Annotated in this window: 22 protein-coding genes; 7 read left to right on the top strand and 15 right to left on the bottom strand. The window is 63.7% G+C overall.

The window, feature by feature from the left end:
* Positions 1-15 precede the first annotated feature (15 nt).
* From V8192_RS02415 to V8192_RS02390, 6 genes are all read right to left on the bottom strand, one after another.
* Positions 16-624, bottom strand: coding sequence for a riboflavin synthase (locus V8192_RS02415; protein WP_341631463.1), 609 nt, complete (start codon positions 622-624; stop codon positions 16-18).
* Between the two features lie 9 nt (positions 625-633).
* Positions 634-1,611, bottom strand: coding sequence for a bifunctional diaminohydroxyphosphoribosylaminopyrimidine deaminase/5-amino-6-(5-phosphoribosylamino)uracil reductase RibD (gene ribD / locus V8192_RS02410; RefSeq protein ID WP_341631462.1), 978 nt, complete (start codon positions 1,609-1,611; stop codon positions 634-636).
* A complete protein-coding gene (locus tag V8192_RS02405; RefSeq protein ID WP_341631461.1) occupies positions 1,604-1,927 on the bottom strand; it encodes a hypothetical protein in 324 nt (107 codons plus the stop codon). The genes ribD and V8192_RS02405 overlap by 8 nt, the downstream gene beginning before the upstream one ends.
* Positions 1,928-1,969: 42 nt before the next feature.
* Positions 1,970-2,641: an energy transducer TonB gene (locus V8192_RS02400; protein WP_341631460.1), complete on the bottom strand. Its 672-nt coding sequence runs from the start codon at positions 2,639-2,641 to the stop codon at positions 1,970-1,972.
* 88 nt (positions 2,642-2,729) lie between these two features.
* Entirely contained in the window at positions 2,730-4,049 is a 1,320-nt protein-coding gene (gene gltX, locus V8192_RS02395) for a glutamate--tRNA ligase (RefSeq protein ID WP_341631459.1), read from the bottom strand.
* Positions 4,046-5,713 (bottom strand): NAD+ synthase, encoded by a 1,668-nt coding sequence (locus V8192_RS02390; RefSeq protein WP_341631458.1) that lies wholly within the window; start codon positions 5,711-5,713, stop codon positions 4,046-4,048. The genes gltX and V8192_RS02390 overlap by 4 nt, the downstream gene beginning before the upstream one ends.
* Before the next feature lie 93 nt (positions 5,714-5,806).
* Between V8192_RS02390 and V8192_RS02385 the strand changes: the two genes are divergently transcribed.
* Together V8192_RS02385 and V8192_RS02380 are read left to right on the top strand one after the other, a co-directional pair.
* Positions 5,807-6,742, top strand: a complete 936-nt coding sequence (locus V8192_RS02385) for a ribose-phosphate pyrophosphokinase (RefSeq protein WP_341631457.1) — start codon at positions 5,807-5,809, stop codon at positions 6,740-6,742.
* A 93-nt stretch (positions 6,743-6,835) separates the two neighbouring features.
* A complete protein-coding gene (locus V8192_RS02380) occupies positions 6,836-7,492 on the top strand; it encodes an SDR family oxidoreductase (protein ID WP_341631456.1) in 657 nt (218 codons plus the stop codon).
* Positions 7,493-7,496: 4 nt separating this feature from the next.
* Here V8192_RS02380 and V8192_RS02375 read toward each other — a convergent pair whose 3' ends face one another.
* Complete coding sequence (locus V8192_RS02375) at positions 7,497-7,952, bottom strand: VOC family protein (protein ID WP_341631455.1); 456 nt, start codon at positions 7,950-7,952, stop codon at positions 7,497-7,499.
* A 130-nt stretch (positions 7,953-8,082) separates the two neighbouring features.
* Here V8192_RS02375 and rpmI point away from each other — a divergent pair, with 130 nt between their 5' ends.
* Both rpmI and rplT read left to right on the top strand, forming a co-directional pair.
* Complete coding sequence (gene rpmI / locus V8192_RS02370) at positions 8,083-8,286, top strand: 50S ribosomal protein L35 (protein WP_341631454.1); 204 nt, start codon at positions 8,083-8,085, stop codon at positions 8,284-8,286.
* Between the two features lie 12 nt (positions 8,287-8,298).
* The gene (gene rplT, locus V8192_RS02365) at positions 8,299-8,667 is read left to right on the top strand and encodes a 50S ribosomal protein L20 (RefSeq protein ID WP_341631453.1); all 369 of its coding nucleotides are present in this window, start codon (positions 8,299-8,301) and stop codon (positions 8,665-8,667) included.
* An 85-nt stretch (positions 8,668-8,752) separates the two neighbouring features.
* Here the strand turns inward: rplT and aceB are convergent, their stop codons facing one another.
* Genes aceB through aceA form a run of 3 tightly spaced genes read right to left on the bottom strand, consistent with a single transcriptional unit; the run spans position 8,753 to position 11,814 of the window.
* Positions 8,753-10,333, bottom strand: coding sequence for a malate synthase A (gene aceB / locus V8192_RS02360; RefSeq protein WP_341631452.1), 1,581 nt, complete (start codon positions 10,331-10,333; stop codon positions 8,753-8,755).
* Complete coding sequence (locus V8192_RS02355) at positions 10,330-10,527, bottom strand: DUF4170 domain-containing protein (protein WP_341631451.1); 198 nt, start codon at positions 10,525-10,527, stop codon at positions 10,330-10,332. The genes aceB and V8192_RS02355 overlap by 4 nt, the downstream gene beginning before the upstream one ends.
* A 9-nt stretch (positions 10,528-10,536) precedes the next feature.
* Complete coding sequence (gene aceA, locus V8192_RS02350) at positions 10,537-11,814, bottom strand: isocitrate lyase (protein ID WP_341631450.1); 1,278 nt, start codon at positions 11,812-11,814, stop codon at positions 10,537-10,539.
* A gap of 124 nt (positions 11,815-11,938) precedes the next feature.
* Between aceA and V8192_RS02345 the strand changes: the two genes are divergently transcribed.
* Positions 11,939-13,354: a helix-turn-helix domain-containing protein gene (locus V8192_RS02345; protein ID WP_341631449.1), complete on the top strand. Its 1,416-nt coding sequence runs from the start codon at positions 11,939-11,941 to the stop codon at positions 13,352-13,354.
* On the opposite strand, the gene V8192_RS02340 is transcribed toward V8192_RS02345, so the two are convergent.
* A complete protein-coding gene (locus V8192_RS02340; RefSeq protein ID WP_341631448.1) occupies positions 13,351-14,262 on the bottom strand; it encodes a DUF5996 family protein in 912 nt (303 codons plus the stop codon). The genes V8192_RS02345 and V8192_RS02340 overlap by 4 nt on opposite strands.
* A 52-nt stretch (positions 14,263-14,314) precedes the next feature.
* On the opposite strand from V8192_RS02340, the gene pheS reads away from it, so the two are divergent.
* Positions 14,315-15,376, top strand: coding sequence for a phenylalanine--tRNA ligase subunit alpha (gene pheS / locus V8192_RS02335; RefSeq protein WP_341631447.1), 1,062 nt, complete (start codon positions 14,315-14,317; stop codon positions 15,374-15,376).
* Positions 15,373-17,727, top strand: a complete 2,355-nt coding sequence (gene pheT / locus V8192_RS02330) for a phenylalanine--tRNA ligase subunit beta (protein WP_341631446.1) — start codon at positions 15,373-15,375, stop codon at positions 17,725-17,727. Before pheS ends, pheT begins: the two co-directional genes overlap by 4 nt.
* Here the strand turns inward: pheT and V8192_RS02325 are convergent.
* The 4 genes from V8192_RS02325 to ftsE are packed head-to-tail and all read right to left on the bottom strand — an operon-like array spanning position 17,704 to position 20,514.
* The gene (locus tag V8192_RS02325; protein ID WP_341631445.1) at positions 17,704-18,408 is read right to left on the bottom strand and encodes a lysophospholipid acyltransferase family protein; all 705 of its coding nucleotides are present in this window, start codon (positions 18,406-18,408) and stop codon (positions 17,704-17,706) included. The genes pheT and V8192_RS02325 overlap by 24 nt on opposite strands.
* A complete protein-coding gene (locus V8192_RS02320; protein ID WP_341631444.1) occupies positions 18,405-18,941 on the bottom strand; it encodes a YdcF family protein in 537 nt (178 codons plus the stop codon). The genes V8192_RS02325 and V8192_RS02320 overlap by 4 nt, the downstream gene beginning before the upstream one ends.
* Positions 18,938-19,807 (bottom strand): cell division protein FtsX, encoded by an 870-nt coding sequence (locus V8192_RS02315; RefSeq protein WP_341631443.1) that lies wholly within the window; start codon positions 19,805-19,807, stop codon positions 18,938-18,940. The genes V8192_RS02320 and V8192_RS02315 overlap by 4 nt, the downstream gene beginning before the upstream one ends.
* Complete coding sequence (gene ftsE, locus V8192_RS02310; RefSeq protein ID WP_341631442.1) at positions 19,807-20,514, bottom strand: cell division ATP-binding protein FtsE; 708 nt, start codon at positions 20,512-20,514, stop codon at positions 19,807-19,809. Before ftsE ends, V8192_RS02315 begins: the two co-directional genes overlap by 1 nt.
* Positions 20,515-20,614: the final 100 nt, after the last annotated feature.

The raw sequence follows: 20,614 nt of genomic DNA, 5'->3' as shown, positions 1-20,614 counted from the left end.
GGAACAAATCTGTTGCTAATGTGCGCGGGCGGCCATCATTCGGTCAATGTAGCGGGCAAGGACGTCAATCTCGACATTTAACTGTTGACCCTGCCTCACCTCGCCAAGCGTCGTGCAATGGGCTGTGTGCGGGATGATGTTGACGTCAAAGCATGTATGCGCCGGGTCTTCTTCTCCGACGTTGTTGACGGTCAGGGAAACGCCGTCGAGCGTGATGGAGCCTTTCTGGGCAATCATCGGGGCAAAGTCCCTTGCGACCCTCAGAGCAAGGCGCATCGAATCGCCTTCGGACCTGGCCTCGACGACATGGGCGACGGTATCGACGTGACCGGTGACGATATGGCCGCCAAGCTCGTCACCGAGGCGCAGCGCGCGCTCGAGGTTCAGTCTCGCATCCTTGCGCCAATGATCTGCGGCCGTTTTCGAGATGGTTTCGGCCGAAACATCGACCGCGAACCAGTCAACGCCCTTGTCGACGACGGTGAGGCAAACCCCGGAACAGGAAATGGAAGCGCCAAGATCGACGGTGTCGAGGTCGTAGCTGGTGCCGACGGTGAGCCGTAGGTCTCCCCGTTGCTCGGCGCTTCGGACGCTGCCGACGTCGGTGACGATCCCCGTGAACATGGCGTTCGCTTAGTCCCGGGCAGAGCGCTCGTAAACTTCGAGCCGATCCACTCCGAGCCTTCGCTCGTCGACCAGCCGCCAGCGGCCGTGAGCGTCGGCTATCGCGTCCAGTCCGACATAGCCGAAACTGGACTTTCCCTCGCCGACGATAATGGGAGCGCGGTAGATGAGGATGCGATCAACCAGGTCCTCGGCGAGGAAAGCGGTGGCCGTCACCGAGCCGCCCTCGACGAGGAGCTCGTTGACGTCATGAAGTTGCTGCACATCGTGCGGATTTCTAAGGATTTCCCATCCTTCCACTGGCTCGCCCCGACTGAGCAGGGCACGACGCGGCGGTGCCTGCTCGAGCCCTGGCAAGCGCACATCCAGTCGGGGACGGTCAGCGAGGTAAGTGCCGCGGCCAACGAGGATCATGTCGCTGTGGGCGCGTTCGTAATGCACGTGCCGGCGCGCATCCTCGCCGGTGATCCATTTCGATTCGCCGGAGGGAAGCGCGATCTTGCCATCGATCGAGAGCGCAAGCTTGAGCGTGATCCGCGGTCGCCCGAGCTTCAGCTGCGTGAGCCAGCCGGCGAGCGAGCGCCTGGCAGCTTCCCGCGCGGTTCCGAGAGTCACCTCGATCCCGGCACGCCGCAGGCGGCGGATCCCTTTGCCGGAGGTGCGCGGATCAGGATCCTTCAATCCAATCACGACCCGCTGCGGCTTCGCCTCAAGGATAAGGTCGGTGCACGCAGGCCCCCGGGCGCTGTCATGCGCGCAGGGCTCGAGCGTGACGTAGATGGTCGCATCCGTTGCGCGGCCGCCGGCTTGCTGGAGCGCGACGGCTTCCGCATGCGGCCGCCCACCCCGCGCAGTGGCGCCGCGGCCCACAACGCGGCCGCTCGGCGAAACGATGATGCATCCGACATTCGGATTGGGAGCGCTTTGGCCCCTCACGCTCTCGCCGAGTGCGAGGGCCTGGTCCATCCACCGCAGATCGTCAGTCAATCCCGAACTGCTTCGCGAGCTTCTGGTACTGCCGCTGCTGTTCCTTCTGGGCGGCGAGCTTGTCGGCCATGTCCTTCTTCTGGTCGGCAATGATCTGGGCGTCCGTTCGGTTGGAAGGATAGAGTTCGACCTCGACGACCTGCGGGGGCATCGACATGCCGAATTTCGCATCGATCACGAATTCGAAGACGATCACGGCCGTGACGAGCAACGCCAGCGCTCCTCCGATCACCTGCTCGCGGCTGCGGTGGCGCATGAAGGCTGCAAGATCACGCAGCGCCGCTCTTGGACTCGAAGGATGCGGGAACCAGGACATGCGCACAAAGATAGGAAAGACGGCCAGCAACCGCCAGACCGCTCAGCTGTCGAGGCGGAAATGCAGCGTGATCGTCACCGTGGAGGGCACTGGTCGGTCGCCCTGGGTCGCTGGTTGGTAGCGCCAGTGTGCGATCAGATAGCGCCGGGCAGAATCGAGAAATGCCCGATCCGCGGCACCGACAGGATCGACAGCGACGACGCGGCCGCGCTCGTCAATCGAGAGCCTCAGGGTCAACACGCCCTCTTCCTCGCTGGCGAGCTTGGAGGCCGGGTAGGGAGGCTTGAGCTCGGACGAAGGCGTGAGAAGACGCGCCTCGTGCCGGATTGTCGCGGGCACGCGCCCCGGCTCGGCGGGACCGAGGGTTCCCTCGTTGGTTCCAAGGAGCTTACCGAAGTCGAGCGGCATGGCTGGCTCCGGCTGCGCACCAGTTATGGTGGGAGTTGAGACGGGGGGCGGGCCCTTGTCAATCGGAGCTCTGACCGGCGTTTGCTGGACCCTGGTGCGGGTTTTAACCTGGTCCGCTGGTGGCGGAGCGGGCCGGGGAAGAAGCTGGATGGTCGTGGGCGGCTCATGAACGCGCGAAGGGAGGTCCATCCTGGCGCTCATCACGACGGCGAGAAGGGCGACATGGACGCTGATGACCGCGAGTAGTGCATTGGGACTCGGCTGGCGCTTGCCGGCCAACGGCCGATTGGCGGCGTAAGCGAGCATAAAACCCTCCTTCACGCAGCATTCGATAACGGAATGTTACATCATTACATCTGTTTCGCCAAGGAAAATGCGCTGAAGGCGCCGGACTTCAGCGCTTGGCGACGGCTTCGAGACGGCGGAGAGCCCGGTCCTTACCCATCCGCTCGACCAGCCCCGCCATCTCCGGTCCACTTTCGCGCCCCGTGAGCGCGACCCGCAGGGGGTGGAACAGCTCCCGGCCCTTCTTGCCCGTGGCCCGTTTGAGCTCGTCGGTCAGCGCACGCCACGGTTGCGCCGTCCAATCCAGTTTTTCGGCAGTTATCGCCGCCTCCTTCACGAGCAGGCGCTCCTCGTGGCCGAGTTCGGTTGGATCAATGTCCCCTCTCAAGACGGCGAACCAGTCGGTAAAGTCGCTGAGGCGTTCAAGGTTCGGGCGAAGCAGCAGCCAATCCTGCTCGTCCGCGTTCTCCGGCAAACGCCTCGCGACCACGTCATAAGGCAGTTGGTGAAGCAGCCGCGCATTGACCAGCTCGACCTCGTGCGGGTCAAAATGCGCAGGAGCGCGTCCGAACCTCGAAAAATCGAAACTGGCAGCAAGTTCATCGAGGCTCGCGATGGGCTCCACGGGCTGCGATGTCCCGATCCGGGCAAGGACATCGAGCAAGGCCATTGGCTCGACGCCTTCCTCGCGAAGATGTTCAGCGCCATAGGAGCCAAGACGCTTCGACAACTTGCCTTCCGCCGCGACCAGGAGCGCCTCGTGGGCGAATTCGGGCGGCTCTGCACCGAGCGCCTCGAACATCTGAATTTGGGCGGCGCTGTTCGATACATGATCTTCACCGCGCACGACGTGGGTGACGCCAAGGTCGATGTCGTCGATCACGCTCGGGAGCAGATAAAGCCAGCTCCCGTCTTCCCGTCTCACCACGGGGTCGCTGAGCAGCTTCGGGTCGAAACGTTGTTCGCCCCGGATCAGGTCGGAAAATACGATGGGAGCGTCGTGATCGAGCCTGAAACGCCAGTGGGGCTCACGGCCTTCTGGCGTGGGTTCCCCGCTGTCCTTGCGTTCGTAAACGGGGGGAAGGCCCCGCCCGAGCAGAACCTTGCGGCGAAGTTCAAGCTCTTCGGCCGTTTCGTAGCACGCATAGACTCGCCCGGACTGCTTCAGCCGCTCGAACTCGCGCTCATAAACATCGAAACGTTCCGACTGGCGGACGGACTTGTCAGGCACGAGGCCGAGCCATTCGAGATCATCGCGGATCGCCTGGTCGAAGGCCGCGGTCGAACGCTCCTGGTCCGTGTCATCGATCCTTAGGATGAACGTGCCGCCATTCTTCCGTGCGAAGAGATAATTGTGCAGCGCGGTCCGGATGTTTCCGACGTGCAGCCGCCCGGTCGGCGAGGGAGCAAAGCGCGTTACCACCGTCATCGGGACGCCTTCACGCGCGGACCGGTGTGGAAGAAGTTGCTGATCGGGTAGCGCCGATCGCGGCCGAAATTGCGGTTCCCGATCTTCACGCCTGGCGGCGCCTGACGGCGCTTGTACTCGGCCTTGAGAAGCTTTGTTTCGATGTCCGCGACCAGAACCACGTCCTCGCCGGTGGCATTCGCAACCTCCCCGACCGACATTTCCTTATCGACCAGCCCTTCGAGGATGCGGTCGAGGACGGCGTAGGGCGGCAGACTGTCCTCGTCCTTCTGGTCCGGTCTCAGCTCCGCGGTCGGGGGTTTGGTGATCACACGTGCAGGCATCACCGGCCCATCGGGGCCGAGCGCGCCTTCGGGCCTGTTTTCGTTGCGCCACCGAGAGAGCGCGAAGACCGTAGTCTTGTAGGCGTCCTTCAGCACCGAATATCCGCCGGCCATGTCGCCGTAGAGCGTGGCGTAGCCGACGCTCATCTCGCTCTTGTTCCCGGTCGTGAGCAGCATCTGCCCCTCGGCATTGGAAAGCGCCATCAACGTCACCATCCTGAGGCGGGCCTGGACGTTTTCGGCGGCAAGGCCAGTGAGCTGCGGCAGCATCCGATCGATACCCTCGATCCCGGGCACGATCGAAATGACGTCATGGCGGCAGCCCAGCAGTTGCGCGCATCCGCGCGCGTCTTCGAGGCTCTCATCGCTCGTATATCTGGAGGGCAGCATTACGCCCCGCACCCTGTCCGGACCAAGGGCATCGACCGCGATCGCGGCCGAGAGAGCGCTGTCGATTCCTCCCGAAAGCCCAAGGATCACGCCCGCAAATCCGTTCCGGTCCACATAGTCGCGAAGCCCGATCATCATCGCGCGATATATGTCGGTCGGGAATTCATCCAGTTCGTGATGGCAGCGCGTGAGGCACCGCCAGCCGTCGGGGCCGCGCATCCAATCCGTGAGAAGGAAGTCCTCTTCCCAGTCGGCCATCTGAACCACTCTTTCGCCATCCGGGTGCATCACGAATGAGGATCCGTCGAAGACCAGCTCGTCCTGCCCTCCCACGCGGTTGAGAAAGATGAGTGGCAGGGCAGTGCTGGTCGTCCGTGCGCGCGCAAGGCGATCACGCGTATCGATCTTGTCGAGCTCGTAAGGGCTTCCGTGCGGAACGATGAAGAATTCGGCGCCGAGCCCGGCAAGGTGCGCGCAGACGGGCTCAAGCCACATATCTTCGCACACCGGCACGCCCACCCTCAGTCCGCGCCAGAAAATCGGGTCGGGAAGCGGCCCGGGTGAGAAAATGCGTTTCTCATCGAACGTGCCATAGTTTGGAAGCTCGTGCTTGAACGTGCGGCCGATTACGCTCCCGCCCTCGGCGAGCAGCATGGTGTTGAAGTTCTGCCCCCCCTCCTGAACGATCGTGCCAACCAGGATAGCGGGCCCGGGCTCGATCGTCGCGCGGACGAGCTCATCGGTGCACTCGTGGACGCGGCGTACGAATTCGGGTTTCAGCACGAGGTCTTCCGGCGGATAGCCAACGAGCTGCAGTTCCGGGCAAACGAGCAGATCCGCGCCGGCAGCAGCCGCCTTGCGCCGCATCTCCAGCATCCCCGCGGCGTTCCCCTCAAGATCGCCCACCCGCTGGTTCATCTGGGCAAGAGCAATCTTCAGCTGGTCGGTCATGCGGCCGATTTAGCGACGATCCCGTTCCCGGCAACCTTTACGGCACCGCGACTGCCTCGCTAAAGCCCGCATGACCGCTGGGGAAACAAGCCGATGAAATTGCTCGCCGGGAACAGCAACCTGCCGCTGGCCCGCTCGATCTCCGACTATCTCGAGATGCCGCTCACCGACGCGAGCGTCCGGCGCTTTGCGGACGAGGAGATTTTCGTCGAGGTCAATGAGAACGTTCGCGGAGAGGATGTCTTCGTCATTCAGTCGACGAGCTATCCGGCTAACGACAATCTCATGGAGCTGTTGATCTGCATCGACGCGCTTCGCCGCGCGTCGGCCAAGCGGATTACCGCCGTGCTTCCTTATTTCGGCTATGCCCGGCAGGATCGAAAGCCTGGTCCCAGGACGCCGATATCGGCCAAGCTCGTCGCGAACCTCATCACCACCGCCGGCGCGAATCGCGTGCTTTCGATCGACCTGCACGCCGGACAGATCCAGGGCTTCTTCGACATCCCCACCGACAACCTGTTCGCGTCCCCTGTCATCGCGACCGACATCCAGGCTCGTTTTGGCAACCGGGAACTGATTGTTGTCTCGCCCGACGTCGGAGGCGTGGTCCGCGCCCGCGGTCTTGCCAAGCGACTCAACAACGCGCCTCTGGCGATCGTCGACAAGCGCCGCGAACGCGCCGGCGAATCCGAGGTGATGAACATCATTGGCGAGGTCGACAAGCGAACATGCATTCTCATCGACGACATCGTCGACAGCGCCGGTACCCTTTGCAACGCCGCGGCGGCCTTGAAACAACAGGGGGCGCTCGAGGTGTTCGCTTATTGCACTCATGGCGTCCTCTCGGGCGCCGCGGCCGCGCGTGTCGCAAAGTCCGAACTTAGCGAGCTCGTCGTCACCGACACCATCTTTACCGGTGAGGCTGACCCCAAGGATTGCAGGATCCGCCGGCTGACGATCGCCCCACTCCTCGCCGAGGCAATACGGCGGATTTCCGATGAGGCCTCGGTCTCGAGCCTGTTCGACTGACCTTCCCTGTCGAACCGGGCGAGGCGAAATTGCGCTCGGGCACAAGCGATGCAGTCCGGCGTTCGGCCAACGCCAATTGAGAAGGACGGCTACGTGTCTACAGTCCTCATCACCGGCGCGAACCGCGGCATCGGCCTTGAGTTCGCGAGCCAATATTCGCGGGACGGCTGGAACGTGATCGCGACCGCGCGTCATTCCAGTCCCGAGCTCAATGCGCTCAATATCCGGGTCGAAACCCTCGACCTCGCCGATGCCGAGGACGTCGCTGCATTTCCTGCCAGGATCGAGAGCCCGCTGGATCTTTTCATCGCCAATGCCGGCACTAACGAGCCCATGAACACGAAGGGCGCTGCCAATGCGCGCTCCTGGCAGGAGATGATGATGATCAACGCCATCGCCCCCTACCAGATCGCCAAGGCCCTCCTGGGCCAAGCGACGAAGGGCGCGAAGATGATCGCCGTTTCAAGCGGGATGGGGAGCATCGGCGACAACGGCGGCGGCTGGGTTCCCTACCGGACCTCCAAAGCTGCGCTGAACATGGCGTGGAGCTGTCTTGCACTCGAAGCTCGCGAGCTGGGCATCGCCTGCGTGCTGCTGAGCCCCGGTTGGGTGAAGACGCGCATGGGCGGCGTCGGCGCCGAGATCACCGCAGACGAAAGCGTCACCGGCATGCGGGCGCTCATCGAGCGCCTGTCGATCGAGGACAGCGGCAGCTTCCTTCGCCGCAACGGATCGAAGCTCTCCTGGTAAGTCCCTAGATCGCCGCTGGGATTGCCTGATGCGAAGGCGCCGGCTGGGCTTGCCGGATCGGTGACCCAATCCCCCAGATAAAGCCGAACGGGTCGGTGACCTGGCCATAGCGGTCGCCCCAGAACTGGTCCGAAAGCTCGAAGCGCACCTCGGCCCCGGCACCCAGTGCCCGCTTCCAGGCTGCGTCGGCGTCGGCGACATCGAGGTGAAGGACCAGACTGGCGGGAGGCTGGGAGGGCCCGCCCATGTGCTCCGGAAAGTCGTCATGGAGCATCAGCGACCCCCCGTTGATCTTGAGGTGCGCATGCATGAGGCGTCCGTCCTCGGTCGGATGGCGCATCACTTCCTCCGCGCCGAACGCCTTTTTGTAGAAATCGATCGCTTCACCTGCGCGACGGTCACGAATGGTGATGTGGGGAGTTATTCCGCCAACGGGCCCCTGGTCGTCCTTGCGTTCCATCGACTCGACTCCTTGCCAAGCAGAGGGGAGCTCCTTATAGGCGCGCGCTTTCCACAGCAGTTGGAAAATCAGACGAACGGCCCGGCCGGTAAGGGCTGCCGTGGCTGTTCAACAACGTCGGGAGACAAAAATGCCCAAGCTGAAGACCAAGAGCGGCGTCAAGAAACGCTTCAAGCTCACGGCGACCGGCAAGATCAAGCACGGGGTCGCGGGCAAGCGCCACCGGCTGATCAGCCACAACGCCAAATATATTCGCCAGAACCGCGGCACCTCGCTGCTTTCCGACGCCGACACGGCAACGGTGAAGCGCTGGGCGCCCTACGGCCTGAAGTAAGGAGGTCATCCCATGGCACGCGTCAAACGGGGTGTGACCACCCGCGCCAAGCACAAGCGCATTCTCGAGCAGGCAAAGGGCTATTACGGCCGCCGCAAGAACACGATCCGCGTTGCTCGCCAGGCTGTCGAGAAGGCAGGGCAATACGCCTACCGCGACCGCAAGGTGAAGAAGCGGAGCTTTCGTGCTCTGTGGATCCAGCGCATCAACGCTGCAGTCCGGGCCGAAGGTCTCACTTATGGCCAGTTCATCCACGCGCTGAAGCTCGCCGGCATCACGCTGGACCGCAAGGTGCTGGCTGACATTGCAATGCACGAGGCCGAGGCATTCAGCGCCATCATCGCCCAGGCGAAGGGCGCGCTTGACCAGAAGGCCGCCTAGGCCGCTTAAAGACCAAAGAACGAGTGGGGCGCTCCGGAGCATTTCGGGGCGCCCTTTTTGTCTGGAACCAACAGATTTGCGCAGCTCAGTCGAGAAGTTCGTACGCGGGTAGGGTCAGGAATTCGACGAGGTCGTCGGCGACAATCATGTTGTGCATCAGTCGGCCGGCTTCCGCGATATTTGGAACCTCCGCAAGGAGGCCGACCTCCTCGCTGAACCATTGTTCGAAGAGGTCGAGGTTGAACAGTCGTCCATCGTCGAGGGGCGCCTGAAACTTCAGCCACTGCCAGAGCTGGGTGCGGCAGATCTCCGCGGTCGCAGCATCCTCCATGAGGTTGTAGAGCGGGACGGCGCCCTTCCCGCCGAGCCAGGCGGCGAGATACTGGACACCGACGCGGATGTTCTCGCGGGCTCCCGCTTCCGAGCGCTGGCCCTCGTGCAGCTTCAGCATCTCGTCCCGCCCCGGTACCTGCTCCGGCATCGCCGACAGCTGGTTGGGCCCGTGCATCACCTCGAAGGCCTTCATCGCCACCGGTACCAGCGCCGGGTGGGCGACCCAGGTCCCGTCGTGGCCATTGCCTACCTCCCGCTGCTTGTCGGCGCGGACCTTCGCCAGTGCGGCCTCGTTCTTTTCCTCGTCGCCCTTCACAGGGATGAAGGCGGACATTCCGCCCATCGCGAACGCGCCGCGCCGATGACAGGTCGCGACCAGCCGTAGCGAGTAGGCGGCTAGGAACGCCTTATCCATGGTCATTAGCGAACGGTCGGGAGTCAGTCGCTGAGGGGTGCGCCCAAGACGCTTGATGTAGGAAAAGATATAATCCCAGCGCCCGCAGTTGAGCCCCACGATATTCTCGCGCAGGGCAAAGAGGATCTCGTCCATCTCGAACGCCGCTGGCAGTGTCTCGATCAGGACGGTGGCCTTGATTGTGCCGCGCTCGAGCCGGAGCTTGGCTTCTGCGTAAGCGAAGACATCGCTCCACAGCGCCGCTTCGTGTCGGCTCTCGAGCTTGGGAAGGTAGAAATAAGGGCCGGAACCCCTCGCAAGCGCTCCGCGTGCGTTGTGCCAGAGGTAAAGTGCGAAATCGAACAACGCGCCGGCGACCACCTCGCCGGAGACCGTCACATGATCCTCGGGCAGGTGCCAGCCGCGAGGGCGAACCATCAGCACTGCGGGATTGTCGCCGACTTTATAATGTTTGAGAGTGTCAGGATCGGTGAAGTCGAGGCGGCCAAGCCAATAGTTTCGTAAGTTCACTTGGCCCTGGACGAGTTCCTCCCAGGTCGGGCTCGTGGCGTCCTCGAAGTCGGCCATGAACACCTTTGCGCCGCTGTTGAGCGCATTGATCAGCATCTTGGCATTGGTGGGACCCGTGATTTCAACCCGCCGATCAAGCAGGTCCCGCGGGATGTCGCCCACCGTCCAGTCCGCCTCGCGCAGCTCGCGTGTGTCTTCGGGAAAGTCGGGCAGGGTTCCGGCATCGAACAACGCCTGCCGTTCCTCGCGCCGGACGAGGAGCTGGCGCCGGCGAGAATCGAAACGCTCATGGAGCTCGGCCAGGAAATCGAGCGCCGCCTCGGTCAGGACCTCGTCGGCCCCGGCGACCCTGGAGGGTTCGGCAATGATGCGGCGCTGGGTTGCGGGAAGTTCAAGCACGTCACTCACTGTAGCACCGGCTCCACGCAGATCGAGTACCGCTCTGTCGCACCGCAACGGTCGCGGAAGGTCAGCCTCTGCCATTCGGTGCGGGCTTTGAGTTCGTCACTGTAGGGCCCATGGACGACCTCGGTACCCGGCTCCAGTTCGCGAAAGCGGCAGTCCTGGTAGTGGCCGCCGATGACCCAGTAACGCTGTCCCATCTCTTCCTCCTATTGTGCCGCCGCGAACTGCGCGGCTTCGGTGGATTCCTGAAGCGCGACGGTCGAGGCTTCGCCCGCTGAGACCGCGCTTGCGATTGCATCGAAATAGCCGGTGCCCACTTCGCGCTGGTGGCGGGTCGCGCTGTAGCCTGCTGCTTCGCTTGCAAACTCGGCCTGCTGCAGCTCCGAATAGGCGGCCATGCCGCGATCGCGGTAGGCGCTGGCGAGCTCGAACATCGCGTGGTTGAGGCTGTGAAAGCCAGCCAGCGTGACGAACTGGAACTTATAGCCCATGCTCCCGAGCTCCCTTTGGAAGCTGGCGATGCTCTCCTCGCCAAGTTTCGCCTTCCAATTGAAGCTGGGCGAGCAATTGTAGGCGAGCAGCTTACCAGGATACCGGGCGTGAATCGCTTCTGCGAAACGCCGGGCTTCCTCGACGTTCGGGTTACTGGTCTCGAACCACAGAAGGTCGGCGTGGCTCGCAAAGGCGAGGCCGCGGGCAATGCAGTGATCAAGGCCGGTCCCGTCTTTCAGCCGGAAGAACCCTTCGGCCGTGCGATCGCCAGTGATAAATTCGACGTCGCGCTCGTCGATGTCGCTCGTGATGAGCTTGGCGCTCTCCGCATCCGTGCGCGCAACGAGGATTGTGGGAACACCGCAAACGTCCGCCGCGAGGCGCGCTGCATCGAGGTTGCGGATCGCGGCCCGGGTCGGGATCAGCACCTTGCCGCCAAGATGACCGCACTTCTTTTCGCTTGCGAGCTGGTCTTCGAAGTGAACGCCGGCAGCGCCGGCTTCGATATAAGCCTTCATGATCTCGAAACAGTTGAGTGGTCCGCCAAAGCCTGCCTCGGCGTCGGCGATGATCGGCGCGAACCAATCGCGCGTCGCACCCCCCTCAAGATGTTCGATCTGGTCGGCGCGGCTCAGCGTCTTGTTGATCTTGCGCGCAAGGTCCGGGCCTGAATTGGCGGGATAAAGCGACTGGTCCGGGTACATCGAGCCGCTGGAGTTCGAGTCGGCCGCGACCTGCCAGCCCGAAAGATAGATTGCCTCCAGACCCGCCCTTACCATCTGCATTGCCTGATTGCCGCTCAGCGCGCCCAAGGCCCGGACCGGCTCCTCGTCATTCAGCATCTGCCAGAGCTTCAATGCGCCGCGCCGGGCAAGTGTGTGCTCGATCGGAATGGACCCCCGAAGTCTCAATACGTCTTCGACGCTGTAGGGGCGCTCGATACCCTCGAAGCGGCCCTCCGGTGCCGTCACAACCATTCCAAAATCACGCATTGCACCGACTCCCTCGACTGTCAGGCGCAGGAAACCTCATCCTCAAGGTAAAAGTCGCACGAAAAAGTGCTAACATGTCATGTTCAGACTTGTGTTCTTGTGAAATTCTTGACAACATCACCAGATGCTTCAGCGCAAGCTCTTCCTTGGTGCGCGCCTCAAGCGGCTGCGCCGCGAGCGTGGGCTGAACCAGAGCCAGATGGCCGATGCCCTCGGCATTTCGGGCTCCTATCTCAATCATCTCGAGCGCAACCAGCGCCCGGTCACGGCCGGGATCCTCCTGCGCCTTGCGGAAGCCTTCGATGTCGATGTGAAGGCCTTCGCATCTGAAAGCGGCGAGGGCGGAGGAGCAACTCAGCTCAGCGAGATCTTCTCCGACCCCATGCTGGCCGACCTCGGGGTCAGCCGATACGAACTGGTCGAACTTGCCGACAATGCGCCGATCGTCGCCGAAGGCATTACCAGGCTCTATACCGCCCTTCGCGATCTGCAGCGTCACCCCGAGCAGCCGGACACGGGCGGCGCCGATCCCCGGGTACTGATCACTCCGGAAACCTGGGTCCGCGATTACATCCAGGCACAGCGGAACCATTATCCCGAGCTCGAGGAAGCTTCGGAAACCTTGGGCGGGGCGCTGGCGCACCCACTGTCGATATCGGAGCCGCTCCGTCAGCGGCTGAAGGGGGCCTGGGGCGTCGAGGTCCGGGTCGTCGATCCAGAAATCCTCGAAGACGCGAGCCAACATTATGATCCGCAGCGCCGGGTCCTGATGCTGTCTTCGCTACTGCGCTCGGAAAACCGCACGTTCGGGATAGCCTACCAGCTGGCGTTGCTCGAATTCTCGACGATCATCGCGCAGATGCTCGAGACGGCACGACCACCCGACCCGGGCAGCCGCCGCCTTCTGCACATGAGCTTCGCCAATTACGCTGCCGGCGCAATCATGATGCCTTATGGCAAGTTTCTCCGGGCGGCCGAAGAGCATCGCTACGCCATCGATCGACTGACTGCCCAGTTCGGCGCCAATGTCGAACAGGTGGCCCATCGGCTCACCACGCTCGGCCGCTCCGGAGCGAAGGGAGTTCCCTTCTTCATGCTACGCGTCGATCCGGCCGGAAATATCTCGAAGCGCTACGCAGGCGAGAATTTTCCCTTTTCACACTTTGGCGGCACGTGCCCGCGCTGGCATCTTCACGCCGCGTTCCAAACGCCCGGACAGACGATCCGGCAGCTGATCGAAACGCCCGATGGGCAGCGCTTCTTCACCATCAGCCGCACCATAGAGCGACCGATCCGGCCCGATCTGCGAGACGATGCACTGTTGGCGGTGGGTCTGGGCTGCGACGTCAAACATGCGCGCCGGATCGCCTACGCCGACGGTCTCGATCTTACGAACACCGCAGCGACACCGGTCGGACCGGCCTGCTCCATCTGTCCCCGGCTCCAGTGCGCCTATCGCGCCACGCCGCCGGCGGGACGGATGCTTGCCGTCGAAGAGAATCGCAAATCCATCTCGCCCTATCCGTTCGTGCCGACCTAGGGCGCTACCGGCTCGCGCTCGAGGGCCTTACGGTCCCATTTTCCAAGGTCGGCGCCGACATCATAGGCGGCCTGGAAGAACTCCATGAGCATCCGCTCCGGATCCGCAGATGCGCGAACCCTTGCATAGGGTAGAACGAACTCGCCGTACGTCTCGTCGAAGCGGCCCTCTTTGAGGGCGGAGGAACGGTAACCGTCGGGTTCCGGATAGACGTAGCTGTAGAAGAAAGGCTCGGCCGCAGTGACGCCTCCCGCCCAGAACCCCGCGCTTGCGACCTCGTCGCTATAGGCTTCACGGGTGATCCGGTCCGGCAGGCCAGGGATGCCGCCAGGGTGCGGAGGCGCCTTGCGGCCCGAAAAGCGGCTCACTGAAAGATCGAAGCTGCCCCACCAGAAATGAACCGGGCTCGCCTTACCGCTGAAGCCGGCGCGGAAGCGGCCGAAGACCGGCAGCATTGCTGCAAACGCTTCACGCAAACGATCGGCCGAGTCCCGGTCATACTCGCGCGGCGCCGTGTCCTTGGCGAACGGGATTGCTTCCGGAATTTCACTTGGGCGTCCATTGAAGCGTGACGGCAGACCGTGCCTTTCCAGGATGCCAATGAGGCGTTTGTGAAGCGCCGCGACGCTGCCTGCGTTCAGCGGAACTTCCTCGCGTGAGCCGTCGCTGACCCACAGCACCATCGCATGGCGGCAAAGATCGAGCGTCAGGGTGAAGGTACGGCCGTCCGTTGCAGCTGTAGGAAGCGTCGAGAGCCCTCGCGCATTCGGCTGAAGCGCAACGTGCCAGCCGTGATTCGTCCACGGCGCATGGGCAACCCGGATCTTGCCGAGCATCTGCGCGGCGAGGTGAAGGATCGCCAGCGTTTCATGGTCGCTTGTCGCGCTGAGCTGAGGCCAGTCGCTCATGAGTTCCCTGCCTTTGCATTTTGCAGTGCGGCATTGCTAGAGGCCATTGACCATGTCCGACGCTCTGCTCGATCGCATCGCCTCCGCCGCTGACCTGCAAGAGCTCGACTCCGTGCGTGTCGCGCTGCTTGGCAAGTCGGGCGAAATTACCGCCAAGCTCAAGCTGCTGGGATCGATGGACGCGGCGACGCGCGCCGCCGAGGCGCCGGCAATCCACGCCCTTCGCGAACAGGTCACCGAAGCGATCTCCAGCCGCAAGACCGCGCTCGAACGGGACGAGCTGGAGCGAAAGCTTGCGACCGAGAGGATCGACCTCTCGCTTCCGCCGACAGAAACAGTCTCGGGAACCGTTCATCCCGTCAGTCAGGTGATGGACGAGCTTGCCGAGATTTTCGCCGATCTTGGCTTCTCCGTCGCCGAAGGGCCCGAGATCGAGACCCAGTGGTACAATTTCACCGCGCTCAACATGCCCGAGAACCATCCGGCGCGAGCGATGCAGGACACCTTCTACCTGGAGCCGCAGGTGCCCGGCGAAGAGCCGCCAGTTCTGCGCACCCACACCTCTCCAGTGCAGATCCGAGCGGGCGAGGCGCGGGGGGCGCCGATCTACGTCATCGCGCCGGGAAGGGTTTATCGCTCGGACAGCGATGCCACCCACACGCCGATGTTCCACCAGGTGGAGGGGTTCGTGATCGACAAGGGAATCACCCTTGGCCATCTCAAGTGGACTCTTGAGGCGTTCGTCAAAGCCTTCTTCGAGCGCGACGACATCGCAATGCGGTTTCGTCCGTCCTACTTCCCCTTCACGGAGCCGTCGGCGGAGCTCGACATCGGCTGGTCCCTCGAAAATGGCCGGCGCGTCGTTGGAGGACGCGAGGGCTGGATGGAAATCCTCGGCAGCGGAATGGTCCACCCCCGGGTGATTGCCAACTGCGGGCTCGATCCCGACGAGTGGCAAGGGTTCGCCTTCGGCTGCGGAATCGATCGCCTCGCAATGCTCAAATATGGGATGGACGACCTGCGTGCCTTCTTCGACGGCGATATTCGCTGGCTGAAGCACTACGGTTTCCGAGCGCTCGACGTCCCGACGATCTCCGGCGGGGTCGGCGCATGAAATTCAGCCTGAGCTGGCTCAAGGAGCATCTCGACACCGCGTCCTTCGCGGAAGAGATCGCCGACAAGCTGACTGCCATAGGACTCGAGGTCGAGGGCGTCACCAATCCGGCGGAGGCGCTCGCGCCCTTCCGCATCGCGAAGGTCCTTACCGCACGCAAGCATCCGCAGGCCGACAAGCTCCAGGTCCTGACGGTCGATGCCGGCACTGGCGAGGCCGTCCAGGTCGTCTGCGGAGCGCCCAATGCGCGCGCCGGCATGATCGGCGTCTTTGGGCCCCCCGGTGCCTACATCCCCGGCAGCAACATCACGTTGAAGGTTGCGTCGATCCGCGGCGTCGAGAGCCGCGGCATGATGTGCTCTTCTCGCGAGCTCGAGCTCGGCGACGACCACAGCGGGATCATCGAATTGGCTGCCGACGCGCCGGTTGGAGAAGCCTTTGCCAATCTGGCGGGGCTCGACGATCCGGTCTTCGACGTGAACGTCACTCCCAACAGGCAAGATGCGATGGGCGTTCGCGGCATCGCCCGTGACCTTGCTGCTGCCGGTATCGGCAAACTGAAGCCGCTCGCCGTCCCAGAGATCGAGGGGCTTGAGCCCTCACCCGTCCAGATCCGGATCGAGGACCCGGAAGGCTGTCCAGCCTTCTTTGGCCGCGCGATCCGCGGCGTAAGGAACGGTCCCTCGCCGGAGTGGATGCAACGCCGTCTCAAGTCGGCTGGACAGCGTCCAATCTCGGCGCTCGTCGACATCACGAACTACGTGATGCTGGACCAGGGCCGTCCTGCTCATGCCTACGATATCGCCAAACTGAGCGGCGCTCTCACCGCCCGAGCAGCCAAGCCGGGCGAAAAGGTCCTCGCGCTCAACGAGAAAGAGTACGCGCTTGAACCCTTCATGACGGTCATCGCTGACGACAAGCAGGTCCACGACATCGGAGGGATCATGGGCGGCGAGGATTCCGGCGTCGATCCCGACACCCAGGACGTGATGCTGGAGGTTGCCTATTTTACCCCCGACCACATCGCCAGGACCGGCCAGGCGCTCGGCCTCACAAGCGATGCTCGAAGCCGGTTCGAACGCGGTGTCGACCCTGCCTTTCTCGACGACGGCCTGGCGATCCTGAGCGGCCTCATCCTCGACATCTGCGGAGGCGAGCCATCGGCAGCGCTCCGGATCGGCGACCCGCCGATCGAAAAGCGGACAATCGACTTCGATTTCGGCCGGACAAGATCACTTGGCGGCATCGACGTGCCGGAGCAGGGCCAGCGCGAGATCCTCGAACGTCTCGGATTTGAGGTAAGTGGCAACAAGGTGACGGTTCCGACGTGGCGGCGTGACGTCGAGGGCCCTGCCGACCTCGTCGAAGAGATTGCGCGGATGACGGGCTATGACCTCATCCCGGCGGCGCCGCTGGCCCGCACCCCGGGAGTTGCCAAGCCGACCGCAACCCGTTCGCAGCTCATGGAGCGGCAGGTTCGCCGCACCGCTGCTGCTCGGGGCCTGGACGAGGCGGTGACCTGGAGCTTCATTTCCGAAGACGAGGCGAACGCCTTCGGCGGCGGCGATTGGAAGCTCGCCAATCCGATCAGCGAAGAGCTCAAGGTCATGCGGCCCTCGCTACTGCCAGGCCTCATCGCCGCCGCCCGAAGGAACCTCGACCGCGGCGCCTCGGCCGTTCGCCTGTTCGAGATCGGCCGCCGCTATCTGAGCGACAGCGAACACCCAACGCTCGCGCTGCTGCTCGCCGGCGAGCGCCGCCGGCGCCATTGGCAATCGGGCAAGGGCGAGAGCTTCGACGCTTTCGATGCAAAGGCCGAGGTCGTAGCGCTCCTCGATGCCGCGGATGCGCCTGTCGCGAACCTGCAGGTCGTCGCGGACGCGGGGCCCACCTGGCATCCTGGCCGCTCGGCAAAGCTGTGCCTCGGGCCCAAGCAGATCATCGCCGCTTTCGGCGAGTTGCATCCAAGTCTCGCCAGGAGCCTCAAGGCTCCAGCAGGGGCGGTGGCTGCGGAAATCTATTTCGATGCCATCCCCGCAGGACGCCCGGGCGGACGTGCCCGAAGCGCCTATGCGCCCCCCGGACTTCAGGCGGTTTCCCGGGACTTCGCGTTCCTCGTTCCGGCCGATTTACCTGCAGACAAGCTGCTGCGCGCGATCCGCGGTGCCGACAAAGCGGCGATAACCTCGGCACGGCTGTTCGACCGCTTTGAGGCGGCCGACGGCCTGTCCCTCGCATTCGAAGTGACTCTTCAGCCCGTGGAGAAGAGCTTCACAGATGAAGAGATCGCGGAAATCTCCCAGCGCATCGTCGGAGCCGCCGAGAAGCTAGGAGCGCGCCTGAGGAGTTAGCTCGAGGGCGTTGATCGCGCGATGCACGCGCGCTTCGACCTCGTCGCGCTTGAGACCGGCAGGGATGGTCTTGCCTATCCTCATCGTGACTGTCCCGCCGCGATGCACGAAGCCCCGGCCCCAGACGACTCCGCTGTCGAGCGCGATCGGAACAACGGGGAGCCCAAGCGCACGGTAAAGACCGGCAAAGCCTGGCCGCAGGGGCGGCGCATTGCCGACGCGAACCCGGGTGCCTTCTGGGAAGATGATCACGGGCCGGCCCGACTCGACCGCGGATTTGCCAGCCGCCACCATCTGCCGGAGGGCTTTCGATCCCGCGCTTCGCTCGACGGGAATGACGCCGTAGCGGCGGGTCAGCGTCCCGAAGAGCGGAATGTCGGCAAGTTCGCGTTTCATAACGATCGCGGGGAGATGCGCGATGCGTACCATCTCGAGCGTCTCGTACATCGACTGGTGCTTGACCGCGATCAGATGCGGTCCTTGCGGGATCTCGCCTTCAAGGCGGGTGCGGATGCCAAGTATGTGCGTGGCAAGCCAGTGATGGAAATCGACCCAGCCGAGGACGACAGCGAGCGTCGCCCGCCGTCCAAGGACGAGCGAGCCGATGCCGGCAAGCACCCAAAGGACGGTTCCGGGATAGAAGATCGCCGCGTAGAGCAGGGATCGGATTATCGCATTCACAGGTCCGCCCACACTGCCAGGCGGCGAAGCAGGTATTTGTTGTATTCGCCGAACAGGGTGAGGAAGCTCGGCTCGGTGCGAACTGCGTCGGTCACCAGCACGTATTTGTTGCCGAGCGCCTTCTCGAACTCGTATCGGGCCCGGCGCATGTGCCAGTCGCTCGTTATCAGTCGCAACGAGCGATAATCGTGCTTGGTGAGCCAGCGGCCCGCCTCCTCCGCGTTGGAGCGCGTGTCGACCGATTCGCTTCCCAGGTCCACGCAACAGGCAAGCCACTTGCTGCTTCCAGGGATTCGCCGCGCGAGATCAGGCTTGGTGACCGCAGGATCGACCCCGGCAACGAGGAGACGCCGTGCCTTGTGTGTCCTTAGAACCTCGATTGCATGTTCGATCCGGCCGGGACCACCCGTCAGCACTACGGCGGCATCACTGGCCGCCAAATCTGCCGCAGCGGGCCTGCCGAGCGTGAATGCGAACAGCACGAACCCCAGGGCGTAGACGAGCAGCAAGAGGGAGCCCAGACGGGTGATCACAGAGCCTCCCCCAGCGCTCTCAGCACCGCGATGCGGGCAACCCAGGTCGCAAGCACCGTAAGCGCGAGCGGCAATAACGCGAGGACGAAGAAATCGACGAGGCCCAGCGTCGCACCGCCGGTGAGTTCGCCCGCAAACGCTGCGCCGCCGGCAAGAAGGAGGAGCACGCCTGCTGCAGCTATTCCCCCGGTAACGCTCCCCACGAATGCATCGATGAGGATCTTGCGCTGAAACAGGTGCGTTACCTGTAGGTCGGTAGCCCCAATTCCATGCATGACTTCAATCGTGAACCGGTGCGTATCGAGAGCACCCCGCGCTGCCAGCACGACGGCGGCGGCCGCTGCCGCGCTCAGCAGCAGGACGAGCCCGAAGGCCACGACCTGGAGCACGCTCAGCGACCGCAGCAGCGGCGCCACACTGTCGCGATGCGCGACGATCCGTGCGCCGGGCGCGAGTTGTTGCATGCGCCGCTGGATGCCGGCGAGGTCCGTTCCTGCGGGCGCGTCGAAATTGACGAGCGCGGGCACCGGCAAATCAGCGCTTTGGCTCTCCGGTCCGAGCCATTTGGCCAAGGTCTTTCGCATCTCGCTTTCGGGAACGGCCTCGGCGGAAGAGACGCCGGGCACCGCACGGACGGCCGCCACGAGTGCGTCGAGGTGCGGGTTCCCGCCCGGCACCTCGAGCGCATATCGTGCCTGGATAGCTTGGCTGAGCACGGCGGCGGTATTGGCCAGCGCGAGGCCCGAGGCCGCGATGAGCATGATTGAAAAGCTCATGATCGCGATGACCCAAGGCGTCGGCCCGCCGAGCCGCGCGGTTCCCAGCAGCCGTCGTTCGGCAGGAGTCACCAAGAGCCAGTCGAGCATCAGCTCGCGCCCTTTGAGCGCGGGTTTCTCAGCGACCCCGACGGATCGACGAGGGTCCCGTTTTCAAGCCTGATCGACTGCGCACCGGGTGTTGCATCGACGAGGCCCATGTCGTGCGTTGCAACGACGACCGTCGTTCCGAGCCGATTGAGCGCTGTGAACAGACCCATGAGGCGATTGGCCATCTCCGCATCGACGTTGCCCGTCGGCTCGTCCGCCACCAGGAGCTCGGGGCGGTTGATGACCGCGCGAGCGATCGCGACGCGTTGCTGCTCGCCGCCGGACAGGGTCGGGGGCCGGGCGCTCGCTCGATCGGCAAGGCCTACCCAGGCGAGCATTTCGCGGACCGGGCCCTCGATGTCCCCCTCACTCGCACCCGAGACGCGCAGAGGCAGAGCGACGTTATCGAAGGCGGAGAGGTGGCGGATGAGGCGGAAGTCCTGGAACACGACTCCGATCCGCCGCCTGAAGGGCGGGAAGGAATCGCGTGGCGCTTCCGTCAGCTCTTCGCCGAAGAGCTTGATTCGCCCGCGCGTGGGGCGCTGCGCGAGGTACAGCAGTTTGAGGAGTGACGTCTTGCCGGCACCCGAAGGTCCCGTAAGGAAGTAGAACGAGCCCGTCCGCAGCCGGAAATCAAGATCGCGCAGCACTTCGGCGCCCGTGCCGTAGCGCAGGCCGACGCTGTCAAATTCGGCTACTGCCGCCACGAACCTCCCCCAAGCGTTTGCATGTTGGCCTGGCAAGCCGCTCAAACTTGCCAAGCCCTACTCATTCCTGTTTACCGTGCGCTCACCGTCCCGGAAGAGG

This window comes from Sphingomonas agri (genome assembly GCF_038148795.1).
In the GTDB taxonomy this organism is placed as follows: domain Bacteria; phylum Pseudomonadota; class Alphaproteobacteria; order Sphingomonadales; family Sphingomonadaceae; genus Sphingomicrobium; species Sphingomicrobium agri.
The sequence above is the reverse complement of the archived record's forward strand: the minus strand, read 5'-3'. Positions and strand labels throughout refer to the sequence as shown.